The organism is Paenibacillus eucommiae (genome assembly GCF_017874215.1).
Taxonomy (GTDB): Bacteria; Bacillota; Bacilli; order Paenibacillales; family NBRC-103111; genus Paenibacillus_AI; species Paenibacillus_AI eucommiae.
The window spans coordinates 204627-226815 of sequence record NZ_JAGGLB010000004.1; the positions used below are offsets into that span (position 1 = coordinate 204627).

A 22189-nucleotide genomic window follows, 5' to 3' on the forward strand; every position below is an offset into this window, starting at 1 on the left:
CTTGGCTTATCATTCGTAACTCGGAAATGATGGAATCATTTCCGAAAGTTTGGAACAGTCTTTAAAGTTCCGCCTTCATCGGACGATTCAGCAGCCAGGATTGCAGGGGCAGCTGTTTCAACCGCATCATAAACATCCATCGTCACAGCAGAATCCTCAAGGATCGCACGTACAAAGGTTTCGACTGGCCAACCGTCCACACCGCCATGTCCGCTGGTCTTAATGAACTCGCTGGCCTCTTCCGGTCGCAAGCTCCATCTCATCTCCGTCCAATCCTCATCACCCTTGTTCCACAATCTAGGAAGATCTGTCTTGGAACGGCTCCATTCCACCGACCGTTCTGTTCCTTTCACCTGATACCAATGACAAGCTGTATCTTTCCGAGGGCCATGCGGGGTACTGAAGCCTACCCCCACACGGATAATTGAATCCTGACTTGTACGCATCTGTGCCAACTCGATATCCCGCACCGGCCAATTCGGATGGGTGTATCCTTGAGGTCGCGTACCGAAGCAAGATACGTGTGTTACTCGATCATTCATAATTTTTAATAATGGACTAAGTGTATGAGGCAAATAGAAGATGGGATGACTGAATGTAATGTCGCGCCATGTGCTTTCAATCTGGGCATCGACTCCCGCTTGATCAGGCTGCGAATACATTTTGCCGGTTCGCAGATCTGTGTATCGACGCCAATTCTCCTCATAATGATAATATTCACCTTCAGCGAGCAATATTTTCCCGAACTCTCCTGCTCGCGCCATTCTTTCCCATTCCTGTACGAATGAAGCATACCGAAGCTGCTCGCATAATTGATACTTGACCCCTGTCTTCTCAACCGTACGTACCAGCTTCCAACATTGTTCAATCGTATAAGCTGCCGGTACCTCGGTAGTGACATGAATGCCCTGCTCCATGGCATAACAAGCGATATCCACTTGTAATGTTGGCGGTGCCGCAATCAGTACGGCATCAACCAGTCCGGAGTCAATTAACAGCTCGAATGAAGTAAAGCGAGCAACACCCGGGATCCCAAGCTGCCCGGCAACCTCTTCCGCAACGTGTTCAAACCTATCGCACAGGGCGGTAACCTCACATTTCGGATACGAATGGTAAAGGCTTGCCAAATATGCTCCTCTTCGACCCGTTCCGATAATTCCAAGCCTTACTTTTCTTTGGGATTCCAACTTCTTTCCTCCTCTATTGAGCCTCTATTTGCCATTGTTAACCCTTAATAGATCCAATCAGTAAGCCTTTTATGAAATACTTTTGCAAGAGTGGATAGACGAATAGAATGGGTATAATCGTAATCATAGTCATTGCCATCTTCAGTGTCTGAGGTGTGATCATCGCCATCGCGGCATCTGTCTGGATATCCGGCAAACTGGAGGACGAGACCGACTGCAATGCGTTGTACAGCACATACTGCAAAGGAAATAATTCCGGATTCATCGAATTAAACAGCTGTGTATCGAAGAAAGCATTCCACTGGCTTACACTGGCAAATAAGGTTACCGCAGCAATAACGGGTAAGCTGAGCGGAAACATAATTTTCACGAAAAGCTGGAAATCATTGGCCCCATCTATAACCGCTGATTCTTCCAATTCTCTAGGCAAAGCCTCCATAAATGTTTTAATTAGAATCATATTAAACACAGCTGCTGCGGATGGAATAATATAAACGAGAAACGTTCCAGTCAAATGCAATTCCTTAATCAAGACATATCCGGGAATAATACCGCCTGAGAAATACATCGTAAACACAAAATATTTGCGAATAAATTTGCCCCACATTAAATCTTGCCTGGAGATGACGTAACCAGCCGTGGTCGTGACTGCTATCATCAATGCAGGACCTAATACTGTACGGGCAATTGAGATCACAAGCCCTCTCAAGATGTCCGGGTCACCGAATGCTACCTTGTAAGCTTCAAAGTTAACGCCTCTAGGCCACAAAAGCGGGTTCCCGCTTACATAAGCAATATTGCTGATGGAGTAATTGAATATATAAAGAAACGGGTAGATCATAGCACACAAGATGATGATCATTAATATATTGTTAATCGCATCAAAAGCCCAATCTCCAAATGTGCGTTTATACCGTTGCATAATCAGCCCCACTCCCCCTTAAAATATGCTGCTCCCTGTTGCCCTCTTGGAGATTTGGTTAACCGACAGGAGAATGACCAAGCTCACAAAGGTTTTAATAATACTTACAGCTGTCGAGTACGGAAAGTCCAATAGTTTCATGCCAAATTTGTATATATACATATCGAGAACTTCCATTTTTTCCCAATTACTACCATTGGTAAATAGAAAGAACTGTTCGATATTTGAATTTATGATCCAACCGCTATTGAGAATAAGCAGCACAATTAATGTAGGAACCAGATGCGGTACAGTCACATACCAAATCTTGGCTATCCGCTTTGCCCCATCTATTTCGGCGGCTTCATATAATTCCGGCGGAATCCCGGCTATTGCCGCAATAAACAAAATACTGTTGTACCCTAACGACTTCCAGACATCCATAACTACAATCAAGGTCCATGAGTAAGCTTTGTCTCCAAGTAAATTAATGCCTTCCTGTATGAAACCCCAGCTGAGCAGCAGTTCATTCACAACTCCCGTAGTTACACCGAACAAGGAATTAACAATAGAATAAATGATGACCCACGATATGAAAAAAGGGAAAAACGTAATGGTTTGAATAATTCTCATAAAAAATCTGCTGCGAATCTCATTAATCAAAATGGCAAAGCAACACCCTGAGAACAAACAGAGGGTTAGACTCATGATATTCATGACTAAGGTATTTCGAATTAAATAAATATAATCATTGCTTTCGAGAAAAAAGCGTTTAAAATGCATCAATCCTATCCAATCCGCTTTCCATAAGCTTTGTCCAACTTGGTAGTCACGGAATGCGATCATCCAGCCTGCCAATGGTAAATAGGAAAATATTAAAACTAATATAAATGCCGGTGCCAGCATCAGGAATAAATAACGTTGAGTGTAAAACTTATTCCAAAATAATCGACTTCTCATTCAGACGCCTCCTGTCCCTGCCAATATTGCTCGTATTGCTAGCAGCAGCCGGGAGGAAAGCCATTCCCTCCTGACTGCTTAACTGATCTATTCGGAATGAAAACATTGGCTTTATTTGGCGAGACCTGCTTTTGCTTCCTGGTAGCTCTTATTGTATTTGTCAACAACGGTTTGCGGATTCAGCTTCTCATACTCTTTGTTGAGATTAGTCCAAATCTTTTCGAATTCTTCTTCACTATCAGCCATTATAAGATTTACAGTTGTCTTAGAGCGCAGCTCAGTCATTTTCTGCTCGGTTAAGCCCTCCGCGCTTTTTGGATCATTAGTAATCGATGGAACGATCCCCGTGTTAACTCCTTTACCATTCTTTAGCCAATATTCAGCAGAGTTGGACCAACCAAGTTTCTTATAGGCTTCTTTCTGCCGATCAGTCAATGTGAATTCATCTGTAATACGCGGGATAGAACCAAGAGCATACAATTCCCCATCCGCGGCACGTACGTCCCTTTTACCAAGGAAGTTCAGATACCCTGAAATCTTAGCATTTTTCTCATCTTTGATCGCATCTATGAACAATTGTGTCGGTTCGCGCTTGCCGTCTTTAATCGTATAATGAATGTCTTTTAACCCGCTTTGAATGATGAGTTGACCTTCTTCAGAAGCTGCCCAATTGATCAATTCAAATATTCGTTTAGGATCCTTGGCTTTCTTGGTAATCGCAACCGAATTAAACGGATTGGTAAGCTGCTCCATGAATAACCGTGGCGCTTTCGCTGCAGCCTGTTCATTCGTACGAATCGGTAAACGGATATACTGCATCTCCGGATGTGCCGCTTTCTGTAAGGCCGCATTCGCTGTCGGAAAGTTCAGATAATACCATTGTGCGAGCGCACGACCGCTGGACAGCTTTTCCAGATTTTGAACAGGTGTATCTGTAAAGGATTCTTTGTCGAGAATACCTTCCCTGTACAATCTATTAAAGAATTTAAAGCTCTTCTTCACATCCGGCACCTTTAAATAGTCTTCATACTTGTCTGTCGTATGATTGAAGATTACACCTGCATTTCCTGCTATCCCCGTGTAATCAGGGCCCTTCTCATACAAAATTCCAGCTACACCAGAGATCCCCCAAGGCGCTCCAAACGGAGCTACTAGACCAATTGTTTTGAGACCATTCGTAGTCGGGAATTGCTCCATTGCAGTTTTCAAGAAATTAACCCAATCATCTTCGGACTCCAGATTAGGCCATCCTTGTTTCTCCAAGGCATCCGTGCGCACGGCCATGTCGGGAGCATTAGGCGCTGCGAAGTCGAACACAGTTGGCGTTTGTGTTTCCCATTTATATAACTTCTTATCCTCCGATATTCTCCACAGTGGAATTTGTTCCTTATAGACCTCAGTAAATTCGCGGGAATCAGGCAAGTAATCATCCAAAGCAACCAACGCATTCGCATCGATATATTTCTTGACGATTTCATTGCCCGATAATTCAATAATTTCCGGATAATCTGCTGTTGCCAGCATCAGATTGTTTTTCTCATTGTAATCGCCAACATAAGGGACATAATCAAACACAATATTGAATTTATCTTTTATGAATTTACCAACATCTGTTTCGTCACTGCTTTTGACGTTAAGCTGTGTTTTCGTATACACTTTGATCGTATAAAGCGGCGGGGGGGTTGAAGTTGAAGTCGAAGTTGAGCCAGGAGTTGCAGAATGATCCTTGTTATTGCCATTGTTACTACCGCTATTGCTGCATGCAGCAACCAGAGCAGTAATAGTAAGTAAAGAGATAAGCATCAACCACTTCTGTGAAAACTGTTTTAACATGAACAGAACGCCTCCTTTTATTATTGGAAATCCAATCTGTCTTTCTAATATTTAAGATAACATCTTTGTCCTTGCAAAATAATGCCGTAAACCTACGAAAACGTTTGCAAAACTGTTGGATATCGCTATAATAATTATCAATCATGCGCATCTGGGCTGTCAGCCACAATCGAAAGGTGTGATTGTCTATGTTTAATCGACTCTCCAAGCGGATCGTACTTATCTTTCTGATTGTTGTATGGGTCTGTACGATTTTGATGGGTTTGTTTGCTTACCGTTGGTCCAAACAAACCTATGTATCGCAATATTCCGGGATGTCATTCAACTATTTCCAGAGCTCTAACAACCGCCTCACTCAATTTCTTCATTACACCGAAGAAACATTCAAACTGATTGCGAGTCATCCATCAATCGTCGAAGCCATGTCAGAACCGTATTTTTCCCTCGATGCTTCTCAATTGCTGAGCAGCCTTGTATTTGATTCCAATCTTAATGTGACAGAAGTCAAGCTGTATTCAGCCAGCGGTTTTGTTTACTCCTTCGCCAAAAATTTAAACACCCAACCTTTTGAGCTGTTTAAAGCCGCTGAAAACGTACAGGCTTTTCTGGAAGATAATGATCGCAAGTACATATGGACATCCAGGCATCAGGTATCATTCAATGACAGTACGGAACATAATGTTTTTTCTTATATGCTTAAGCTTGAGGAAAACAATGATTTACTCGGCTTGTTGGTCGTTGATTTCGAATTTCAGGAACTCTATCGTTTCTTTGTTACTGCCAACCCCCTATTCAACGAGAACAAGCTGTTGTTCGTTCCCAGCAACAGCAGCTTTCTTAACGTCGAAAACAATCTATTATCTTTGCTTACCGATGATGAAATCAATCGCATTCTGCACACATCCGAAGTTCAGACGATTACCACCACCAATGAAAAAATTCTACTGCAAAGTGAGATCGCTGATTCTGGCGCCAAGATTGTCATCTTAATTCCTCTCCGTGAAGCCATCAAGCTTTCTTCTCCGAAATGGATTCTGATCTCATTTATTATGATCTATTGTATTTGTACTTTTTACATTGCAATTCTATTAAGAAACAGTATAATCCAGCCTTTAAACCGCTTATATGGTAGAATCAATGCGTGGAAAAAATAGAGGACAGGAGTGTTGAAATGAGGTTTTTTATCATCACTGACTTGGAGGGAGTTTCACAAACGGATTCTTTCTCCCAAACGAGAACTTCAGATAATCGATTCAAAGGTCCATCCATGAAACAACTGGCCAAGGAAGTTAATGCAGCTATGGAAGGTATTCTCTCCGTTTATCCGGACGCAGCAATTGATGTATTTGATGGACATGGGAGCGGAGGATTATTCGCTGAGGACCTGGCATACGGAAATTACCTGCCTCCTTCTTCTGGAAAGCGGTGCCACAACCTGCAAGGTTATGCTGCGCTGCTCTTTGTTGGACAGCATGCAATGGCGGGGACCATCAACGCTCCGCTTTGTCACACTTTTTCTTCCAGAGATGTTATGTATTATCGGTTGAATGATGTCTTTATTGGTGAATTCGGCACACACGCTTTGCAAGCAGGCATTTATTCAGTGCCCACCATCTTCTTAGCTGGTGACGATAAGGCAGTATTGGAAGCCAGGATGCATGTGCCTGAGATCGAGACTGCTGTGACCAAAGTGGGGAAAGGATTAGAAAGCGCAGTACATGCGGACCCAATAGAAGTCCTTACTGTTATTAAGGAGAGAGTTAAACGAGCCGCGCAACGAATTCACGAAATCCCTCCCTTCACAGCCATTCAAGCACCTTATCATTTCGAGGCAAGGTTCTATGAACCCATCAACAAAGAATGGTTAAGTCAGCATCCGGAAATCACACTCGTGGATGAACGGACTTATCGAATCGTAACAGTAGATTTGTTCCAATTGCCCTTTTAATAAATCTTTCAGCTTGTTCTATTCTTATTCGATCACTCTCACCTTGACAGATGAGGTCGTTTTTATTCCGAATTCACTCTTAATCTCCACGCCATATCCCACGCCGTACTCTAGACGAATTCTTTCATTCACATTGCGTAAGCCATACCCTCCTCCGTGATAGGAGGGAGGTATGGCAAGGTCCTCTTCGGATCGCGGTTTAAAGCCTGCTCCATCATCATTGATTTCGAAGATCAAATCTGACCCTTCTCGATATCCATTGATCCATATGTGACCTTTACCCCGCTTCTGACTTATTCCATGTTTGATCGCATTTTCTACTAAGGGCTGCAGAATTATTTTCAATACTTTGAGCTCTAGAATCTCGCTGTCTATCTCATAATTAATTTCGAACTTACCTTGGAAACGCATGGCTTCAATCGACACATAACTTTTGATTATGGAAATCTCATCCTTGACTGATACATACTTCTCGCCACTATGCAGGCTGTTGCGAAAAAATGTGGCTAGTGCAATAATCATCAACTCAATATCTTTCTGTTTATTAACTTTAGCCATCCAACCGATCGCATCCAGTGTATTATACAAGAAATGGGGATTGATCTGGGCTTGCAGCGCAGTCAGTTCCAATGCTCTCTGCAAATCCTTTTCTTCGTTATTCCTTGCAATCAATTCGTTAATACGAATGACCATATCATTAAAGCTTTTTTCCAACAACCAAAGTTCATCACTTTCATTATTTAAGAATTGGTATAGGTTTTTGGAGTTACCGAATTTCATAATCTTTTGTTTTATTCTTTTTATTGGCTTGATTATTCCTTTTGAAACATAGAAAGCGATGAGTATGGTCAACAAGATGGTCAGAGACTGCTGAATGATCGAATAGACTTTTATTCGATTAATACTTTGCAGAAGTTCCACATTAGAGATGACACTAATGATTTTCCAATCCATCCCATACTGCTGCAAGTTCCCCTGAAGCTTGTAGCTGGAAAGAACGACAGACTTCCCCCCAAGGGTTGTTTCACCGATATCCCGCCCTTCGTCAGGGATAAAGCTTTCTGTATCGAATATAGTCGTTCCCACTTTGGCTTGATCCGGATAGGAGATAATATTGGCATCATCAGCCACTAGAAAAGCATATCCCCAGTCTGTCAGGACCACATTCTTAAATAAATCATACAGCGTTCTCTCCTTGATATAGATTAGGAGGTAGCCCATATCCTTTCCTGTGTTGAAATCTAAATATTTACGCCCCATTAAGATATATGTATATCCATTCATATCACGTTTGATATTTCCCCATACAGGATCTTTCTGCTGATTGACTTTCTTTAAGAACGAGGGGTCCAGGTTGCGGTCGACTTGAAGGTCCATGGCATAATTATAGGAATCTCCTTCATTCGTTAGGATAACAATGTCACCCACAACATTTTTATTTATCATCATGTTGTTTAATATTCCACTCAACCTATCTTGCTTATCTGCCTTTAGCAGACTTGAGTTGTCCAACACTTCATGAATCGAATTGTTCATTAAGACACGAGCGGATAGTACATTCATTTCTCCCACTAGGAATGTGATACTGGATTCAATGTTCTCCTGGTTCAATCTAACATAATTGTACATATAATCTTCCACCGTACGCTGGACTGTAATCCGTGTAAATTGAAAGATAAAAACAGATGAAAACAAAAGGCTGATTAACATCAACCAGAAGATCCGCGATCGAATCTTTAATTTATTTAAAAACATCAGGATCAACTCTCCTTAGGATTCGAGTGATAGACTCCTGATATACTCGCTAGGCGTGAGTCTCACGTGTTTTTTAAACAATTGGCCGAAATAACGCTGATCCTGGAATCCCACTCTAATCGAAACTTCATATATTTTGTATTCATGTGTCTTCAGTAACGACTTCGCTCTTTCAATCCGGTATCCCGTAATAAAATCATTAACTGTCATGCCTGTGTTTTCTTTAAATAAATGCATCAAGTAAGATGAACTAATGAAAAGCTTATCCGCAATACCTCCAACGGAAAGCTCTTCAGAATAATGTTGCTTGATATATTTAATTGCATCCTCGACAAATCGGTTGGTGGGGATTGTCTTCTGAATACAAATTTTTTTCAAGATGGCAAGTAGATCCGTAAACAGTTTTTCTTTCATAATTTGTTTAGTTATTCGTTCGTTGTGAATGACAACAGCTAACTTCTTAATCGTCTCAATCAGCTTATTATTCTCGACAGGCTTTAAGATATAGTCTGATGCTCCATACATGAGCGCCCCTCTCGCATAGTTGAAATCACCATACCCAGTCAGCACGATGATCTTTACTTCGGTCTCATGTTGACGAAGCTGTTCCATGAAACCAATTCCGTCCAGGAAGGGCATGCTAATATCGGTAATAATCAAATCCGGGCGTATTGTCAAAGCTAATTCCAAAGCTTCTTGGCCGTCCGAAGCTTCGCCCGCAATTTCATAGCCGTATTGTTCCCAATCAATTGTCGTCCGCAACCCGAATCTGACAAGGTATTCATCATCAACTATTAGTACTTTAATGGTTGATCCCACCTTTGTATTTGATTTACAATTAGTAAACACTATGGTGATACAAGATGTCAAGACAACTTTATTACCAAATTACCAACTTTCGCAGAGCAAAACTAGCCTAACAACTGATGCAGTATGGAGTTCAAGGCAATTGGATAGGATGCTTGACGAAAATAGAAAAACACCCCTTCGTTTGGTAAAGTGAGAGTATAGAGCTACCACTACCACACAGAAGAGGTGTTTTCTCTATGATAGACCAAAAGCAGTCTCTCGATCAACTGCCAAACGAAATCAAACCAGCTTTTCAAGAGTTGAATGTACTGAAGCACTTGAATGCGCGGGTTTCAAGAAGAGATTCGGCTTTAACAAGCGCTATCTCGTGAACGGAAAGCCGCTCAGCCTCAAGGAACTGTACGACGCTGCACCGCGTGTGGAGGGGAAGAACCGCAACATCCAGCGCCTGATTCTGACCGAGCTCGCCCCGGGCATCCCGGTAGTGATCGTAGGTGTGAAATATTACACAATGTTTCGTGATCTTGCCCCGGAGGGGACGGGCTGTGGATAGAACCAAGATGGAAGTATTGGTAGAAGCTACCACCCCGCGAATGCCCGCTGGTGGAGGACACCGCCAAGCAAAGGCTCGGGATATGATGCTCATTTTAAAATAAAAGACAGCTTTACAAACTTTATTCGCAGGTTTGCCGTATATAATTAAGCATCCACAGGTGATATGTTATTTACTGAATTATGCGCGCAATGTAAGCGCTCTATTCTTCGATAAACTTAAGCTGCATTTAAAACTCAATACGGAAAGGATGGAATTGTTGATGCGAAATGTGACACTGATCTGTACCTGCCTGTTGTTTGGCGCGTTGCTATGGCTTGCCAGCCACGGCGCGGCTTCGGCTGAACCGGGAAAGACACTGTTGGACGAAGATTTCAACGCGATGACGCCAGGGTTGGCACCGACCGGGTGGAATCTGGACAATCTGACCGGAGGCGCCGCAGTTGTTGAGGCATTCCCGGTTGGATCGGATCGAAGCTTCAAACTGACTGATACCTCGGCGACAAATCCGGTCATCGTGAGCAAATCGATCAATGGCGGCACTGGTCTTATTACGGTAGAATTCGATATCTATCCGGCCCAGACCGGTGCCTATCTGGTTTGCTCGACTCCATTGGCAATCGATCGGTTCGCGTTTACTTCAACCACACGACAAATGAGATTCAAGTGTTCAACGGATCATCCGTCGAGGTCGTCCAATCGTATACCTCCAATACGTGGTACCATATGAAATATGTCGTTGATACGGACCTCTCCAGATTCGATGTGTATGTTGACAGCGTGCTGAAAAAATCGGATATGGGCTTTAGCGAAGCGGTCCTGTCCGTATCGAAAATCCAGTTTTTTTCCGGTGCCCCGGCCGGTTCGGTGTACTTCGACAACGTGATCGTCCGTACGGGCGGCATCGTCAAACAGGCGAACAATCGGGTGTTTGAAACCTATGACAGCCAAACGACCGGCTTGGCACCCGCAAGCTGGACCTTGGATGATACGTCCGGCGGAACGGTTAAGATTGCCGAGCAGCCGAGCGCAACCGATAAGAGCGTGCTATTAAACGACACCTCGGCTACGAACGCCGTTATCGCCAGCCGCACCTTTACGGCCACAAGCGGTTACGTCACTGTGGAGTTCGACGTCAAACCGGGACAAACCGGCGCTTTCCTTGATGCCGGCTCCGTATTCGATTCTTCGGGCAACCGACCGGTGCGGGCTTATTTCGACCATCTGTCTGACACGTTCAAAGGAACAGTTGCTAAAATATGGATTGAAGCCGATAACCTTAATGATATTATAGATTGTGCGTACTTAATTTGTTCCGAAGCGATCGAGAAAACAGGGTATAAAATTGATTTTGAAAAATTTTATTTGTGTGATGTCTACACATACGATAGATATTGCACACCGCTTGAAAAGGGACAGAAAATTGTTCTTGATTATTTGTTGCCTGTAATCAAAGATGTATTGTAAAGATGATTGAACTAACGGGTGACGATAGTTAAATAAAATAGCGGCAGTCTAAGACTTTCTCGTCCAAGACTGCCGCTATTTTATTGGGGTGTGTCTAGTACCTATTTTACGAAGTCTGACGATTTTGTAATGCGAAAAGCCACGTGGGATCAATACATCCAAAAGATCGTCTCATTCATAATTTCAACTTACTCAAAAGATAGGATGTACACAGGTCAGCTCTGCATTTCAGCCAATAATTCAGGCAGATTGTTGTCCAATATCATTGACAGCCCTTCAATCATCCCCATCTGAATTGATGCCTGAAGCGCCTCAGCAGATTCGAACCGGTAGGAAATGCAAAGCTTGGTGCTGCCTTCAACTTCACTGAATACCACATTAGCATGCTGCTCAGGAACAAAATTAGTCGGGTTTCCTAGTTCATCTGCGAATGTGCTTGTATAAGCCAGGCTGTCCGGACTGTTAATTTCCTCATAAATGGCTAAAGCCCAATGTCGCTCACCTTCAGGTGATTGCATGCAATAATGCCATTTGCCACCTACACGAAGATCAATGTTACAGACCGGAATGATATAAGGCTTAGGCGCCCACCATTTGGCTAAATGTTCGGGTTGGGTGAAAGCTTTAAATACAAGCGTTTGCGGTGCTTTGAATACTCTTTCCAGTACAAATTCACGTTCATTGATAACCGGTGCCTTACTGTTGGATGATTGTTGTGTTGTCATTTCAACTCCTCCTGAAACGATATTTTATTTGTTGACATAGCCTTAATCGAACCAATACAAATTAATAATTTTCGCAATATCTTATCAATGACCTACTTACAATGAAAAAACTCTTCACAAAATGAAGAGTTTAGTTTATAACTATGGTGTGGTCGAGAGGGCTCGAATCTCAACGACGGCTCCCCCACTAGAATGTGAATCTAGCGCGTTTCTCGATTTCACACGTCCGCATGCTACAACTTGAAATTAATAAGCTTTAGGATCATATGATCCTAAAGCTTATCCATGATGTGTTTAATGCGCGTAGAGGGACTTGAACCCCCACGGTCGCCCGCTAGATCCTAAGTCTAGTGCGTCTGCCAATTCCGCCATACGCGCGCATGAAAAGTGGTAAAAATGGTGAGGCATGTAGGATTCGAACCTACGACACCCTGATTAAAAGTCAGGTGCTCTACCAGCTGAGCTAATGCCTCAGGTTTATGAGCAGGCATTTAACTCAAAAGCAAGAAAATAATGGCGGAGCCGACGGGATTCGAACCCGCGATCTCCTGCGTGACAGGCAGGCATGTTAGGCCACTACACCACGGCTCCACACTAGGTATCATTGCAGTCATGATAAGAATTGGTTGCGGGGGCAGGATTTGAACCTGCGGCCTTCGGGTTATGAGCCCGACGAGCTACCGGGCTGCTCCACCCCGCGTCAGTGTCTTGCTAATTTTCAATTCCACGACCAGAATTTGATAATACCACACTTACCAATTGAAAAGCAAGGACATTTCAAAAAATTTCTTAAGCAGCAGGTAAACGACCGACTCGCTCCGGCTCGTGAGGTAAGCGATACATGCAAAATGGTTATTAAACCACACTTAATATTAGGATTACTGCATATGCATTGCCTACTTTTATTACTATACTCAAAGGTGAGGGAAAGATATTAACCAAGAAAGGGTTTGGCGACCATTGTTCAGGTATATCAAAAAAAACGAATACGGTGACCTTCTACGGCAAGACTAACGGCTCGGCAGCCCAGGCAAAGGGTCGGGTCCGCAATGAAACGGCGTCCAGTAATTTGGCAACAAGCTCTTTGGTAGATACCACGTCATGGACTGCCTATACAACCAGCTTCACAGCGCCAAGCACCTATACCGACGTAGTCCACATATACATGGAGCATGATAATCCTTCCATAGCAGGAGGCATTGCTTATTTCAACGAAGTAGATGTAACATTGAATTAAAAGAAATCCTCATCATACAGCTGGATGTTCGCGCTTACATTCGCGGATATCCGGCTTGATCGTGAGATTCAAGATGACCCAACAGCTGAGGGAAACCGTGCCAGATGAGCAAGGAGGATGCCTAATGTACAAAGTCATCATTGTCGATGATGAGGATATGATTCGCGAGGGGCTTCGCAGATACGTAGATTGGGAGAATTTCGGCTTCGTTGTGGCTGGCGAAGCCTCCGATGGCAATCAGGCCTATGAGCTGATCGCTCAGCTTCAGCCCCATGTCGTCCTGACCGACATCAGAATGCCGTTCTGTACCGGTATTCAATTGATGCACCGTATCCGCGATGAGCATATAAAGACCAAGGTTGTCGTGCTGAGCGGCTACGATGAATTCGAGTATGCCCGCTCTGCGATCGAGACAGGTGCATCCGGCTACTTGCTGAAGCCGATCAAAAAAGATAAGCTGCGAGAAATTTTCAATCGCATCAGACAAGAATATGATGCGGACATTCAGACCGCGATCCGCAATAAAGAGGCAGGCAGGTTGCTTCGCGAGGAATACCTCCGAAGGCTGGTGAATGGAAAGTCGGATACTCCGGAAGTCTTGATCGGCAGAGGCATGCAGATCGGCGTCGAACTGCAGACAGAGCAGTTCTGCGTGCTCCTGATTGCCTTCGACCATCACTCCCGACTGCTGCTAAAGTATACCGACCGTGATCTGGAGCTGCTTCGCTTCGCCCTGCGCAACGTAGCAGAGGAAATGTTCACCCGCTGGGGCGGGTCGTACTGCTACGACATGGACCGCTATACGGTAGGGATTTTGATTGCTGGCCGTGATTTCGGCAGCAGCGAGCTCGGAATGACGGCGGAGGAGCTGCGGAGAACGATAGCGCGAATATTGCAGTGCGATATCACCATTAGCGTCGGAGACATAGTTCCGGCCGTGGATGACATCCCGGCTTCCCACCGCTCCGCTGCCCGACTGATGGAAATGAAATTCTGGGTTGGAACATCGCGATTGATCACTGCGGAGGACTCCGTCCTCCCTCCCTCCTGTAACGCGCAGTCCCCTGTTGAATGGAACGCTGAGAAAATGGCTTTGCTGCTGCAAAAAAAAGACAAGCGTTGCGTAGACGAGCAGCTCGACGCCTGCTTTACCGGGCTCGCAACCAAGGAGGCTGTATACGATGCAGCTTATCGGCTGCTGAAATATGCACTAAAGCATGCCGAGAAGCACACACTGCTCATCCCAGAGCTGGCAGAGCTGAAAATGAAGGAAATGTCCCTACTTCAGCGCAAGGAAACAAAGGATGAAATCATAGCGACGATCAAGCATATTTATGCTGGCTTGGTGGAGCATGCAGACAGGAGCGGCCGTAACCGTCTGGTCGACGAGGTCAAGAAATATATCGAGGCTGACTATGCGAACGATATCACGCTGGAGTCCTCCGCAGAGCGGATCTATGTACATCCACTGCATCTCAGCCGAATTTTCAAGAAGGAAACTGGCATTACCTTTAGTGACTACTTGACCGGTGTCCGGATCGCAAGGTCAAAGCAATTGCTGGATGATTTGAGCTACAAAATATACGAAATCAGCGGCCAGGTCGGTTATCGCGACGCCAGGCATTTCAGCAAGGTGTTCAAGAACGAGGTGGGCATTACGCCAACGCAGTACAGGCAGCTCGTGCTGGGATTCATAGATGAAGGTGAATGAACGGGGGTACATGTTTTGAAGCTTCTGGATGACGTCTGGCCTCGCAAGCCTAGCAGTCTCAAAAACAGGATCATCGTCTATTCGGTGATCCTTCTCTCGTTGAACCTCTTCCTGATCGGCGCAATATCTTACCGCATATCTTCCTCCACCATTTATGAGAACGTGTTGAAGACGAATGAGAGTATTGTTAACCAGACGATGGACAATATAGATTTCACGCTGAGAAGCATTGAGCGGGAAGCAATCTACACGTTTGACGGGATGGACCTATTCACTTACTTGCAGCAAGTGGAGCGCGATGATCCATCGAGCAGCAACAGTGAGCTATCTCAACTGCTGAACCGATTCATTAGCATGATTGGCCACGTAGAGGACATACTCTTGGTCGGTCACAATGGGACGGTGCTGTCCAGTAGGAGCAGCTCAATCGGCTACGTCTTCGATCTGGCCGGGCTGAGCGACTTGACGAGCCAATCGGGAGGCCGCTTCGTCTGGACCTATACCGTGCTGGAGAGTGAATCTGTCAGCAGAAAATTGATCGGGCTGACACGTGCGGTTTACGATCACGAAGGGCAATATGCCGGATTTCTGATCGTACTGCTGCGAGAAAACACACTCAAGAACTTCTATCCTGATTTCGCTGTCAAGCAGGTCATGCTGTCAGATGAGGATGGGACCGTTATTTCCTCGAACAGCAACGCTGCCGTAGGCAAACAGCTGGACGAGCAGATGAGAACGATCTCAGACAGCAGTGCGGTCAGGATCATCCATGAATCCAGATTTCTGGTCACTTCAATGACATCCAGCTACTCACATTGGAGATTGGATGTGGCGACCCCTTATTCGAACGTGTGGCGAGAATTAGTTTCCGGAAAGAAATGGCTGGTTGCCCTCACGATCGTATGCTTTGTGATATTCGTCACGCTTATCTTCGTGTTTGCTTACAGAATCACACTACCGCTGAGGCACTTAAATGCTGTGATGGATACGCTTCATCGTTCCGAAGGAGATCTGGAACGAGCAAAGCGCCGCCTCTCGTTTCGAAGATCTATGATTCCTTTCGGACGAAGAAGACCAAGCTTTCGCATGCAGCTCGCAGCCGGGCTCCTTACCTGCATACTGATGCCTATCGTTTTTCTGATTGTCGTCTCTTACAGCTTTACCCGGGATGTCATCGAGGAGAAGACGCTGGAAGTGAATCAGCTCAATGCCGTACAGATCAAGAAGCGGATCGAATCGTATATGAGCAGCCTCGAAAAGTCGATCTATTATTTCTACTACGATACGGAGCTGCTGCAGATCATGGAGCAGTACCGCAGCAAATCCATTTTGGAGGACGAAAGCCTGGAGAACGTAAAGCTGTTTCTGGACGATGTCATCGGCCAGAAGCGGGATATCGTCTATATTGATGTATACAATGCCGATATGAAGCTTCTTTATGAATCAAAAACCCGCAATCGTGCCTACAGCTACCCGCTTCCAGAGAAGAACGATCACGATACGAGCCCACTCAACGATACGTATCGCGACTATGACAATGTAAATATGATTACGTTTGAACGGCGGATCGCAAATCCGCATGCTGACGCCTTGCTCGGCTATGCCTTCTTCACATTCAGGGAATCCGATCTAAGCGCGACATATGGGGATGCGTTTCAAGGAGGCAATGTAACCATGCTGATCAATGCGGATGGCAGGATCATGTCGGCAGCGAGCAAGCACCGGATAGGCCAAATGCTGGAGCCTGCGTACAGGTCATTAATTAACGAAAACTATTACGAGGGCAGTTCGGCAGGGGACACTCCTCAGGGCCCGGTATTGCTAAGCTATTTCAAATTGGGGAATACAGGATGGACCATCGTGCATATCGCTTCGCTGGATAATATCGGAGACAGCATGTTCCGCATTTTGTTCTATGACTTCCTCACACTGCTGGCCAGCTTCGCAGCAATCGCCGTCTTCATCCTCCGCTATTCGGCCCGCGTCAGCGTTCCGATTAATGAATTGACCCGCGACGTAGTCGATTTCGCTGACAGCCTGTTCGGAAACAGCTATATTGTCTCCTCCCGCGGAGACGAGGTGGACCAATTGACGGTCAATTTCCGCCGCATCATTGCAAGGATCGATACCTTGATCAAAGAGGTATACGAAATTCGCATCAAAAACAACGAGGCTGAGCTTAAGAAACAAGAAGCGGAATTTGCCACCTTACAGGCTCAAATCAATCCTCATTTTCTTTATAACACCCTGGAAATCATTCGCTGGAAATCGGAGATTCTGGCTGATGGCGACAATGAAGTGTCCGAAATCGTCACAACACTCTCCGAGTATTTCCGTATCAGCCTTAGCAAAGGCAGGCAGACGACCACTCTGGACAAGGAGCTGGAGCATGTAGACAGCTATCTGAAAATTATGGGCTATCGCTACAAGGACAAAATTGACTGCCAAGTGGAGACTACTGCGGAAGTCCTCTCCTGCACGCTCCCGAAAATTACGCTGCAGCCGATTGTGGAGAATGCTCTGTATCACGGAATCAGGTGGAAGCACGGCAAAGGCCGCATCCGTATCTCTGCCCGTCTTGACGCAGGCATGCTGCAGTTGACTGTGCGTGACGACGGAATCGGCATGGATTCGGATCAGCTTGAAGCCTTAAGAAAACGCTTGGTGGAAGAGTCTATAGAAGATACAGACGAAGTTCGAGGCGGCTATGGCCTGCGCAATACGAGACAACGGCTCATGATGCATTTTGGCGACAGCTGCAGCTTCGACATGGATAGCGTATCCGGCGAATATACGGAGGTCACAATCAGCTTCCCTGCATTAAAAGGTTAGTAAACGACACCAAATATCAGCTCTCCCTTATTTAGATGCCTGAGTACCGCCACTTATAATAAAAGAGAAGGTTGTCGGCAGCAATGCCGGGCAAGCGAAACAAAAATAGGGAGGTTGAAAACATGAGCAAGAGAGTCAAGTGGTCTGGCAGCTTGCTGGTCGTATGGATGGTTGCTTTTATTTTCCTTACAGGCTGCAGCGGCAGCAATAGCGGAAACAAGCCAGCCGATTCCGCCCAGTCAGAGAAGCCTGCACAGCAGGAGATAAGTACGAGTAATCCCCCGGAGACCGAAAAGCTGGGCATCCAGCTAGATCCGAACAAAAAGGTAAAGCTAAGGTATTACACCCCTTCCGCCTACGATCAGGTAGAGTTTGAAGCAGCCTATCCGGAATGGCAGAAGCTGTATCCGAATATCGAAGTCGAACTTGTCCTTGTGTCAAGCGGAGACTTCAATACAAGCGTGAAGATGGCGACCATTGCCGGCGAGCAGGTAGATGTGATCTACACGGGTACCACCAATCTGGAACGATCAAACCCGGGCAGCCTGTACGTCCCGCTGGATGATTTCATCAAGAAAGACGGTTGGGATCTGAATGCGGAGTTTGGCGACTATAAGGACCAGTTGATGATCGATGGCAAGCTGTACGGCATCCCGCGGGCTATCGCGCCGGACGGTGTATGGTACAACAAGAAATTGTTCCAGGAACAAGGCATTCCCGATCCATCCTCCGGAGACTGGACTTGGAAGGAGTTTTTCCAAATCGCGAAAAAGCTGACCAAGCTGGACGAAAAAGGCAATTCGATGCGTTATGGCATCCAGGACTGGACCTTCCAGACCGGTAATTTGGCCACCTCGACCTTGAATCTTGCTCTGTATGCCGGATGGGAGATGATTAAGGGAGACGGCTCGTTCAATACGGATTGGGAACCCTACAAAGAAGCCGTTCAGCTCATGTACAATGCGGTCTATGTAGATAAATCAATGGCCAGTCCCGCCGATATTGCGGCCAAAGGCCTGCATTGGCAGAACGATTACTACAGCGGTGTCAACGCAATGGGTATCGGTGGGCGCAATGGCGCGCTGTTCCAGGATCTCGCAGTGGAATATGGACAATTGACCCATGAGGACGATGATGCCGGCATTCATACCCTGGCACCCATGCCAAGGTGGGACGGCAGCTCGCCCAAAAAGCAAGCCTTGTCGACTATCGTTTCCGATTCCATATCGAAGCTAAGCAAAAATCCGGATGAAGCCTATATGTTTATCAAGTGGCATGCAACCAAGTCTATTGAAATCGCATCCAAAGTCGCACACCGCATACCTGCCTCGAGCAAGCTCGACAAAGCCGCTCTCATGAACAACTGGCGGTATTACAACAACAAGGACGGCAAGCTGGTGCAGGGCAAGCAGCGCGATGAGCTATACAACCGCATGCTGGATCCGGAAATCAAGACGATCTACTTCCAGAACTCAGTTAAATACTCGTATTCCGCCAAGATGAAAGCCGAGCTTGAGAAGCATCTATCCAAATTATTCGCCAACGAAATCAAGGTAGATGAAATGATCGACAGTGCAAAAATCGCCACGTTCAACATTTATGAGGAAGAAAGCAAGTGACTTTAATCAATCCACGAAATGCAGGATAAAATTGATAAAACTTGGTAAAACCTGATCAGACTTGGTCTGATAAGAAAAGGTCGCCAGCAGAAAGGATGAACGAAATGAACGTGAATCACTCAGACATGACAGTTTCCGGCAATCGGGTAGGCTATTGGCCGCTTCGGTCGGACAGCCGCGATATGACGGCAAGAGCCAGGCATGGGGAGGCGCACAATATCAAGTTCGAGGATGGAGCCTCCTTCGACGGAGCTACCTCCGTTATTGGGTTGCCGGGGCTGGAAGAAACGGACGGCTCGAAGCCGTTCAGCCTCTCGCTCGAATTCGAAGTAAACGATGAGCGGGGGTTTCTGCCAGGCGGATTATGCAGCCGTTACTCGCAGGAACGGATGGAGGGTTGGCACCTGTCCGTGCTATCTCAGCCAGGCGTGACAACGACACAGGCGAACTGGCGCAACCTTCAATTTGGCTGGAGCACTGGGAAAGCCGAAGACGTATGGCGGGATTGGGGCAGCCCTGGAAATAGCCGGCTGATCTGTTCGCTATGCGTGCATGACGGCGGGCTGTACGCCGGAGTGTTCGACGACGAGAAGGATGGACGCGGACATGTATACCGGCTCGACGAGGACAAGGGCTGGATCGATTGCGGCAGTCCGGACGACAGCAATTCGGCATGGTCGATGGCCGAATTCAATGGAAGGCTATATGTCGGCACGATGCGTTATAAAGCATCCGGATCTGCGCTTCCGGATTCACCGAACGTATCGCCTGGGGGGCGAATATTCCGCTATGAAGGCGGACAGCGCTGGACACTGTTCGGCGAATTGCCGATCGAAGGATCTGACAGTATCGGAGCGCTTACTGTCTATGACGGCCGCTTGATCGCCATGTCATTCTATCCATATGGAATGTTCGCTTTTGATGCGGATGGCCGATGTGAGCCGCTCGGCGCTCCAGGTCCCGAAGAGACGACGCGAACGATGACACTTACACCTTACCGCGGACGGTTGTACGTTGGAGCCAACCAATCTGCAGGAGTGTGGAGCCGTTCTTTGCACGAGCCCTGGATCAACAGCAGCGAGCTGGCGAATTGCGATCAGGTCTACTGCTTCACCGTTTATCACAATGAATTACTGATTGGCATTTGGCCAGAAGCGCGGATGCTGCAGTACGAGGGCGGTACGGATTGGAGTGATTACGGGCTGATGGGCGAAGAAAAGGAAGTGATGGGTGTCTCTGTCTATAACGGCAAGCTGTACGGAGGAACGCTGCCTGGCGGCCATGTATACCGGTATTCGGGAGACCGTTCATGGGAGCGTATCGGCGTACTGGAGCCGCCCAATCCAGACATGATGTATCGGCGGGTATGGTCGATGGCCGTCTACAACGGCATGCTGTTCGCAGGAACACTCCCAAGCGGCAAAGTATGGAGTCTGAAGAACGATCCGCTGGCCACCTATGACCATGGGCTTTCACCCGGCTGGCATCGTGCGGCCATCACGTATGACCAGAACGTATTAGCACTGTACCTGGACGGACGGCTTGTCGCTGAATCAGCCTTCGCCCAGGGGGACGGAGCCCTGACTCCGGATCAGACGCTGCTTGAGCTGGGCAATGGACCGCAGTGCCGTTTTTCCGGACGGATCCGCGAGGTAGAAATTTATGATGGCGCATTGACCTCCGGCGATATCGTTCGCTTGCATAGCAGTGAAGTGTGAAGCCATGAACGATATGCAGGAGGTAAAGAGATGAGCAAGCTCTCCATTTCCAAAAAAAGGGGATTCCGGCAAGCGATTGAGGGATACATGTTTATTCTGCCGAACTTGATCGGCTTTCTCGTCTTTACGTTATTTTCTGTCATCTTTTCTCTCACCGTCAGCTTCACCAACTGGGATTTGATGACCGGTCTTAACCATTTGAAGTTTATCGGGCTGGATAATTTCGTGAAAATGATGAAGGATCCGTGGTTCATAGATTCCATGAAAAATATTTTTTATTTTGCCGCGGCTGTTCCTTTTCAAATTATTCTGGCCCTGATTATAGCAGTCCTGATTAACGAAAGCGTCTATTTCACTAAAACGTTCCGTACGATTTTGTTCCTTCCTTATGTAACCAACGCCGTCATTATTGCGATTGTGTGGGGCATGCTGCTCCACCCGGGCGACGGCATTATCAACAACCTGCTGCGCTTGGCCGGAATTTCCGATCCGCCCGGCTGGCTTGGGAGCAGCACCTGGGTGAAGCCGGCCATCATTCTTATGTCAACCTGGTCGGGGCTGGGGCTGAATGTCATTCTGTTTTTGTCCGGCCTTGTGGGCATCTCGAAGGAAGTCTACGAGTCCGCCGAAATCGATGGCGCGAAGACTTTTTCCAAATTTTTCTATATTACATTCCCAATGATCTCTCCTTCTACTTTTTTTATTATCATTACATCCGTCATCGGTGTGTTCCAGGCCTGGTCCCATATCCAGATTCTGACCGGAGGCGGACCCGGAAGCTCCAGTACGGTCATCGGCTACTATATTTACAAGTCGGCATTCGAATTCGGCCAAATGGGTTATGCCTCGGCGATGGCTTGGGTGCTGTTCGTTTCGGTATTTATTTTTACAATCATTCAATGGCGTCTGCAAAAAAGATGGGTGCATTACTAG

The 22189-nt window shown here is 46.2% G+C and carries 18 protein-coding genes, 4 tRNA genes and 1 pseudogene; 12 read left to right on the top strand and 11 right to left on the bottom strand.

The window, feature by feature from the left end:
* Positions 1-35: 35 nt before the first annotated feature.
* From J2Z66_RS08805 to J2Z66_RS08820, 4 genes are all read right to left on the bottom strand, one after another.
* Complete coding sequence (locus tag J2Z66_RS08805; RefSeq protein WP_209971021.1) at positions 36-1187, bottom strand: Gfo/Idh/MocA family protein; 1152 nt, start codon at positions 1185-1187, stop codon at positions 36-38.
* Between the two features lie 37 nt (positions 1188-1224).
* Positions 1225-2109, bottom strand: coding sequence for a carbohydrate ABC transporter permease (locus tag J2Z66_RS08810; RefSeq protein ID WP_209971022.1), 885 nt, complete (start codon positions 2107-2109; stop codon positions 1225-1227).
* Between the two features lie 18 nt (positions 2110-2127).
* Positions 2128-3048 carry an ABC transporter permease gene (locus J2Z66_RS08815; protein WP_209971023.1) on the bottom strand — a complete coding sequence of 307 codons (921 nt, stop codon included), beginning with the start codon at positions 3046-3048 and terminating at the stop codon, positions 2128-2130.
* 111 nt (positions 3049-3159) lie between these two features.
* Positions 3160-4881 (bottom strand): type 2 periplasmic-binding domain-containing protein, encoded by a 1722-nt coding sequence (locus tag J2Z66_RS08820; RefSeq protein WP_209971024.1) that lies wholly within the window; start codon positions 4879-4881, stop codon positions 3160-3162.
* A 188-nt stretch (positions 4882-5069) separates the two neighbouring features.
* On the opposite strand from J2Z66_RS08820, the gene J2Z66_RS08825 reads away from it, so the two are divergent.
* Positions 5070-6035, top strand: coding sequence for a cache domain-containing protein (locus J2Z66_RS08825; protein WP_209971025.1), 966 nt, complete (start codon positions 5070-5072; stop codon positions 6033-6035).
* Between the two features lie 17 nt (positions 6036-6052).
* Positions 6053-6829 (top strand): M55 family metallopeptidase, encoded by a 777-nt coding sequence (locus J2Z66_RS08830; protein ID WP_209971026.1) that lies wholly within the window; start codon positions 6053-6055, stop codon positions 6827-6829.
* A gap of 24 nt (positions 6830-6853) precedes the next feature.
* On the opposite strand, the gene J2Z66_RS08835 is transcribed toward J2Z66_RS08830, so the two are convergent.
* Positions 6854-8584, bottom strand: coding sequence for a sensor histidine kinase (locus tag J2Z66_RS08835; protein WP_209971027.1), 1731 nt, complete (start codon positions 8582-8584; stop codon positions 6854-6856).
* Between the two features lie 15 nt (positions 8585-8599).
* Positions 8600-9403: a response regulator transcription factor gene (locus J2Z66_RS08840; RefSeq protein ID WP_209971028.1), complete on the bottom strand. Its 804-nt coding sequence runs from the start codon at positions 9401-9403 to the stop codon at positions 8600-8602.
* 227 nt (positions 9404-9630) lie between these two features.
* Between J2Z66_RS08840 and J2Z66_RS43385 the strand changes: the two genes are divergently transcribed.
* The 4 genes and pseudogenes from J2Z66_RS43385 to J2Z66_RS08850 all read left to right on the top strand — a co-directional run bounded on the left by J2Z66_RS43385 (position 9631) and on the right by J2Z66_RS08850 (position 11414).
* A complete protein-coding gene (locus tag J2Z66_RS43385) occupies positions 9631-9765 on the top strand; it encodes a hypothetical protein (RefSeq protein WP_281068814.1) in 135 nt (44 codons plus the stop codon).
* Positions 9747-9899 (top strand): annotated as a pseudogene (locus J2Z66_RS44280) (IS4 family transposase); the annotation flags it as partial. The gene J2Z66_RS43385 and the pseudogene J2Z66_RS44280, both read left to right, overlap by 19 nt.
* A gap of 208 nt (positions 9900-10107) precedes the next feature.
* Entirely contained in the window at positions 10108-10677 is a 570-nt protein-coding gene (locus J2Z66_RS08845; protein ID WP_209971029.1) for a hypothetical protein, read from the top strand.
* Positions 10608-11414, top strand: coding sequence for a hypothetical protein (locus J2Z66_RS08850; RefSeq protein ID WP_512699952.1), 807 nt, complete (start codon positions 10608-10610; stop codon positions 11412-11414). Before J2Z66_RS08845 ends, J2Z66_RS08850 begins: the two co-directional genes overlap by 70 nt.
* A gap of 215 nt (positions 11415-11629) precedes the next feature.
* Here the strand turns inward: J2Z66_RS08850 and J2Z66_RS08855 are convergent, their stop codons facing one another.
* The 5 genes from J2Z66_RS08855 to J2Z66_RS08875 all read right to left on the bottom strand — a co-directional run bounded on the left by J2Z66_RS08855 (position 11630) and on the right by J2Z66_RS08875 (position 12839).
* The gene (locus J2Z66_RS08855; protein WP_209971031.1) at positions 11630-12139 is read right to left on the bottom strand and encodes an SRPBCC family protein; all 510 of its coding nucleotides are present in this window, start codon (positions 12137-12139) and stop codon (positions 11630-11632) included.
* A gap of 298 nt (positions 12140-12437) precedes the next feature.
* Positions 12438-12517 (bottom strand) — tRNA-Leu (locus tag J2Z66_RS08860).
* 19 nt (positions 12518-12536) lie between these two features.
* Positions 12537-12612, bottom strand: a tRNA-Lys gene (locus J2Z66_RS08865).
* Between the two features lie 41 nt (positions 12613-12653).
* A tRNA-Asp gene (locus tag J2Z66_RS08870) sits at positions 12654-12730 on the bottom strand.
* Positions 12731-12762: 32 nt separating this feature from the next.
* Positions 12763-12839 (bottom strand) — tRNA-Met (locus J2Z66_RS08875).
* 192 nt (positions 12840-13031) lie between these two features.
* Here J2Z66_RS08875 and J2Z66_RS08880 point away from each other — a divergent pair.
* The 6 genes from J2Z66_RS08880 to J2Z66_RS08905 all read left to right on the top strand — a co-directional run bounded on the left by J2Z66_RS08880 (position 13032) and on the right by J2Z66_RS08905 (position 22189).
* A complete protein-coding gene (locus tag J2Z66_RS08880; protein WP_209971032.1) occupies positions 13032-13376 on the top strand; it encodes a hypothetical protein in 345 nt (114 codons plus the stop codon).
* Between the two features lie 124 nt (positions 13377-13500).
* Positions 13501-15087 (top strand): response regulator, encoded by a 1587-nt coding sequence (locus J2Z66_RS08885; RefSeq protein ID WP_209971033.1) that lies wholly within the window; start codon positions 13501-13503, stop codon positions 15085-15087.
* 15 nt (positions 15088-15102) lie between these two features.
* Positions 15103-17919, top strand: a complete 2817-nt coding sequence (locus tag J2Z66_RS08890) for a cache domain-containing sensor histidine kinase (RefSeq protein WP_209971034.1) — start codon at positions 15103-15105, stop codon at positions 17917-17919.
* A 122-nt stretch (positions 17920-18041) separates the two neighbouring features.
* Complete coding sequence (locus J2Z66_RS08895) at positions 18042-19538, top strand: ABC transporter substrate-binding protein (protein WP_209971035.1); 1497 nt, start codon at positions 18042-18044, stop codon at positions 19536-19538.
* A gap of 104 nt (positions 19539-19642) precedes the next feature.
* On the top strand, positions 19643-21256 hold the full coding sequence (locus tag J2Z66_RS08900) for a LamG-like jellyroll fold domain-containing protein (protein ID WP_209971036.1): 1614 nt from the start codon (positions 19643-19645) through the stop codon (positions 21254-21256).
* A 30-nt stretch (positions 21257-21286) separates the two neighbouring features.
* A complete protein-coding gene (locus J2Z66_RS08905) occupies positions 21287-22189 on the top strand; it encodes a carbohydrate ABC transporter permease (RefSeq protein WP_209971037.1) in 903 nt (300 codons plus the stop codon).

Bases quoted from the DNA above. Each gene is read 5' to 3' on its own strand.
- J2Z66_RS08905 (WP_209971037.1), top strand. From the start codon at position 21,287: ATGAGCAAGCTCTCCATTTCCAAAAAAAGGGGATTCCGGCAAGCGATT.
- J2Z66_RS08885 (WP_209971033.1), top strand. From the start codon at position 13,501: ATGTACAAAGTCATCATTGTCGATGATGAGGATATGATTCGCGAGGGG.
- J2Z66_RS08900 (WP_209971036.1), top strand. From the start codon at position 19,643: ATGAACGTGAATCACTCAGACATGACAGTTTCCGGCAATCGGGTAGGC.
- J2Z66_RS08895 (WP_209971035.1), top strand. From the start codon at position 18,042: ATGAGCAAGAGAGTCAAGTGGTCTGGCAGCTTGCTGGTCGTATGGATG.
- J2Z66_RS08830 (WP_209971026.1), top strand. From the start codon at position 6,053: ATGAGGTTTTTTATCATCACTGACTTGGAGGGAGTTTCACAAACGGAT.
- J2Z66_RS08820 (WP_209971024.1), bottom strand. From the start codon at position 4,881: ATGTTAAAACAGTTTTCACAGAAGTGGTTGATGCTTATCTCTTTACTT.
- J2Z66_RS08835 (WP_209971027.1), bottom strand. From the start codon at position 8,584: ATGTTTTTAAATAAATTAAAGATTCGATCGCGGATCTTCTGGTTGATG.
- J2Z66_RS08855 (WP_209971031.1), bottom strand. From the start codon at position 12,139: ATGACAACACAACAATCATCCAACAGTAAGGCACCGGTTATCAATGAA.
- J2Z66_RS08810 (WP_209971022.1), bottom strand. From the start codon at position 2,109: ATGCAACGGTATAAACGCACATTTGGAGATTGGGCTTTTGATGCGATT.
- J2Z66_RS08825 (WP_209971025.1), top strand. From the start codon at position 5,070: ATGTTTAATCGACTCTCCAAGCGGATCGTACTTATCTTTCTGATTGTT.
- J2Z66_RS43385 (WP_281068814.1), top strand. From the start codon at position 9,631: ATGATAGACCAAAAGCAGTCTCTCGATCAACTGCCAAACGAAATCAAA.
- J2Z66_RS08815 (WP_209971023.1), bottom strand. From the start codon at position 3,048: ATGAGAAGTCGATTATTTTGGAATAAGTTTTACACTCAACGTTATTTA.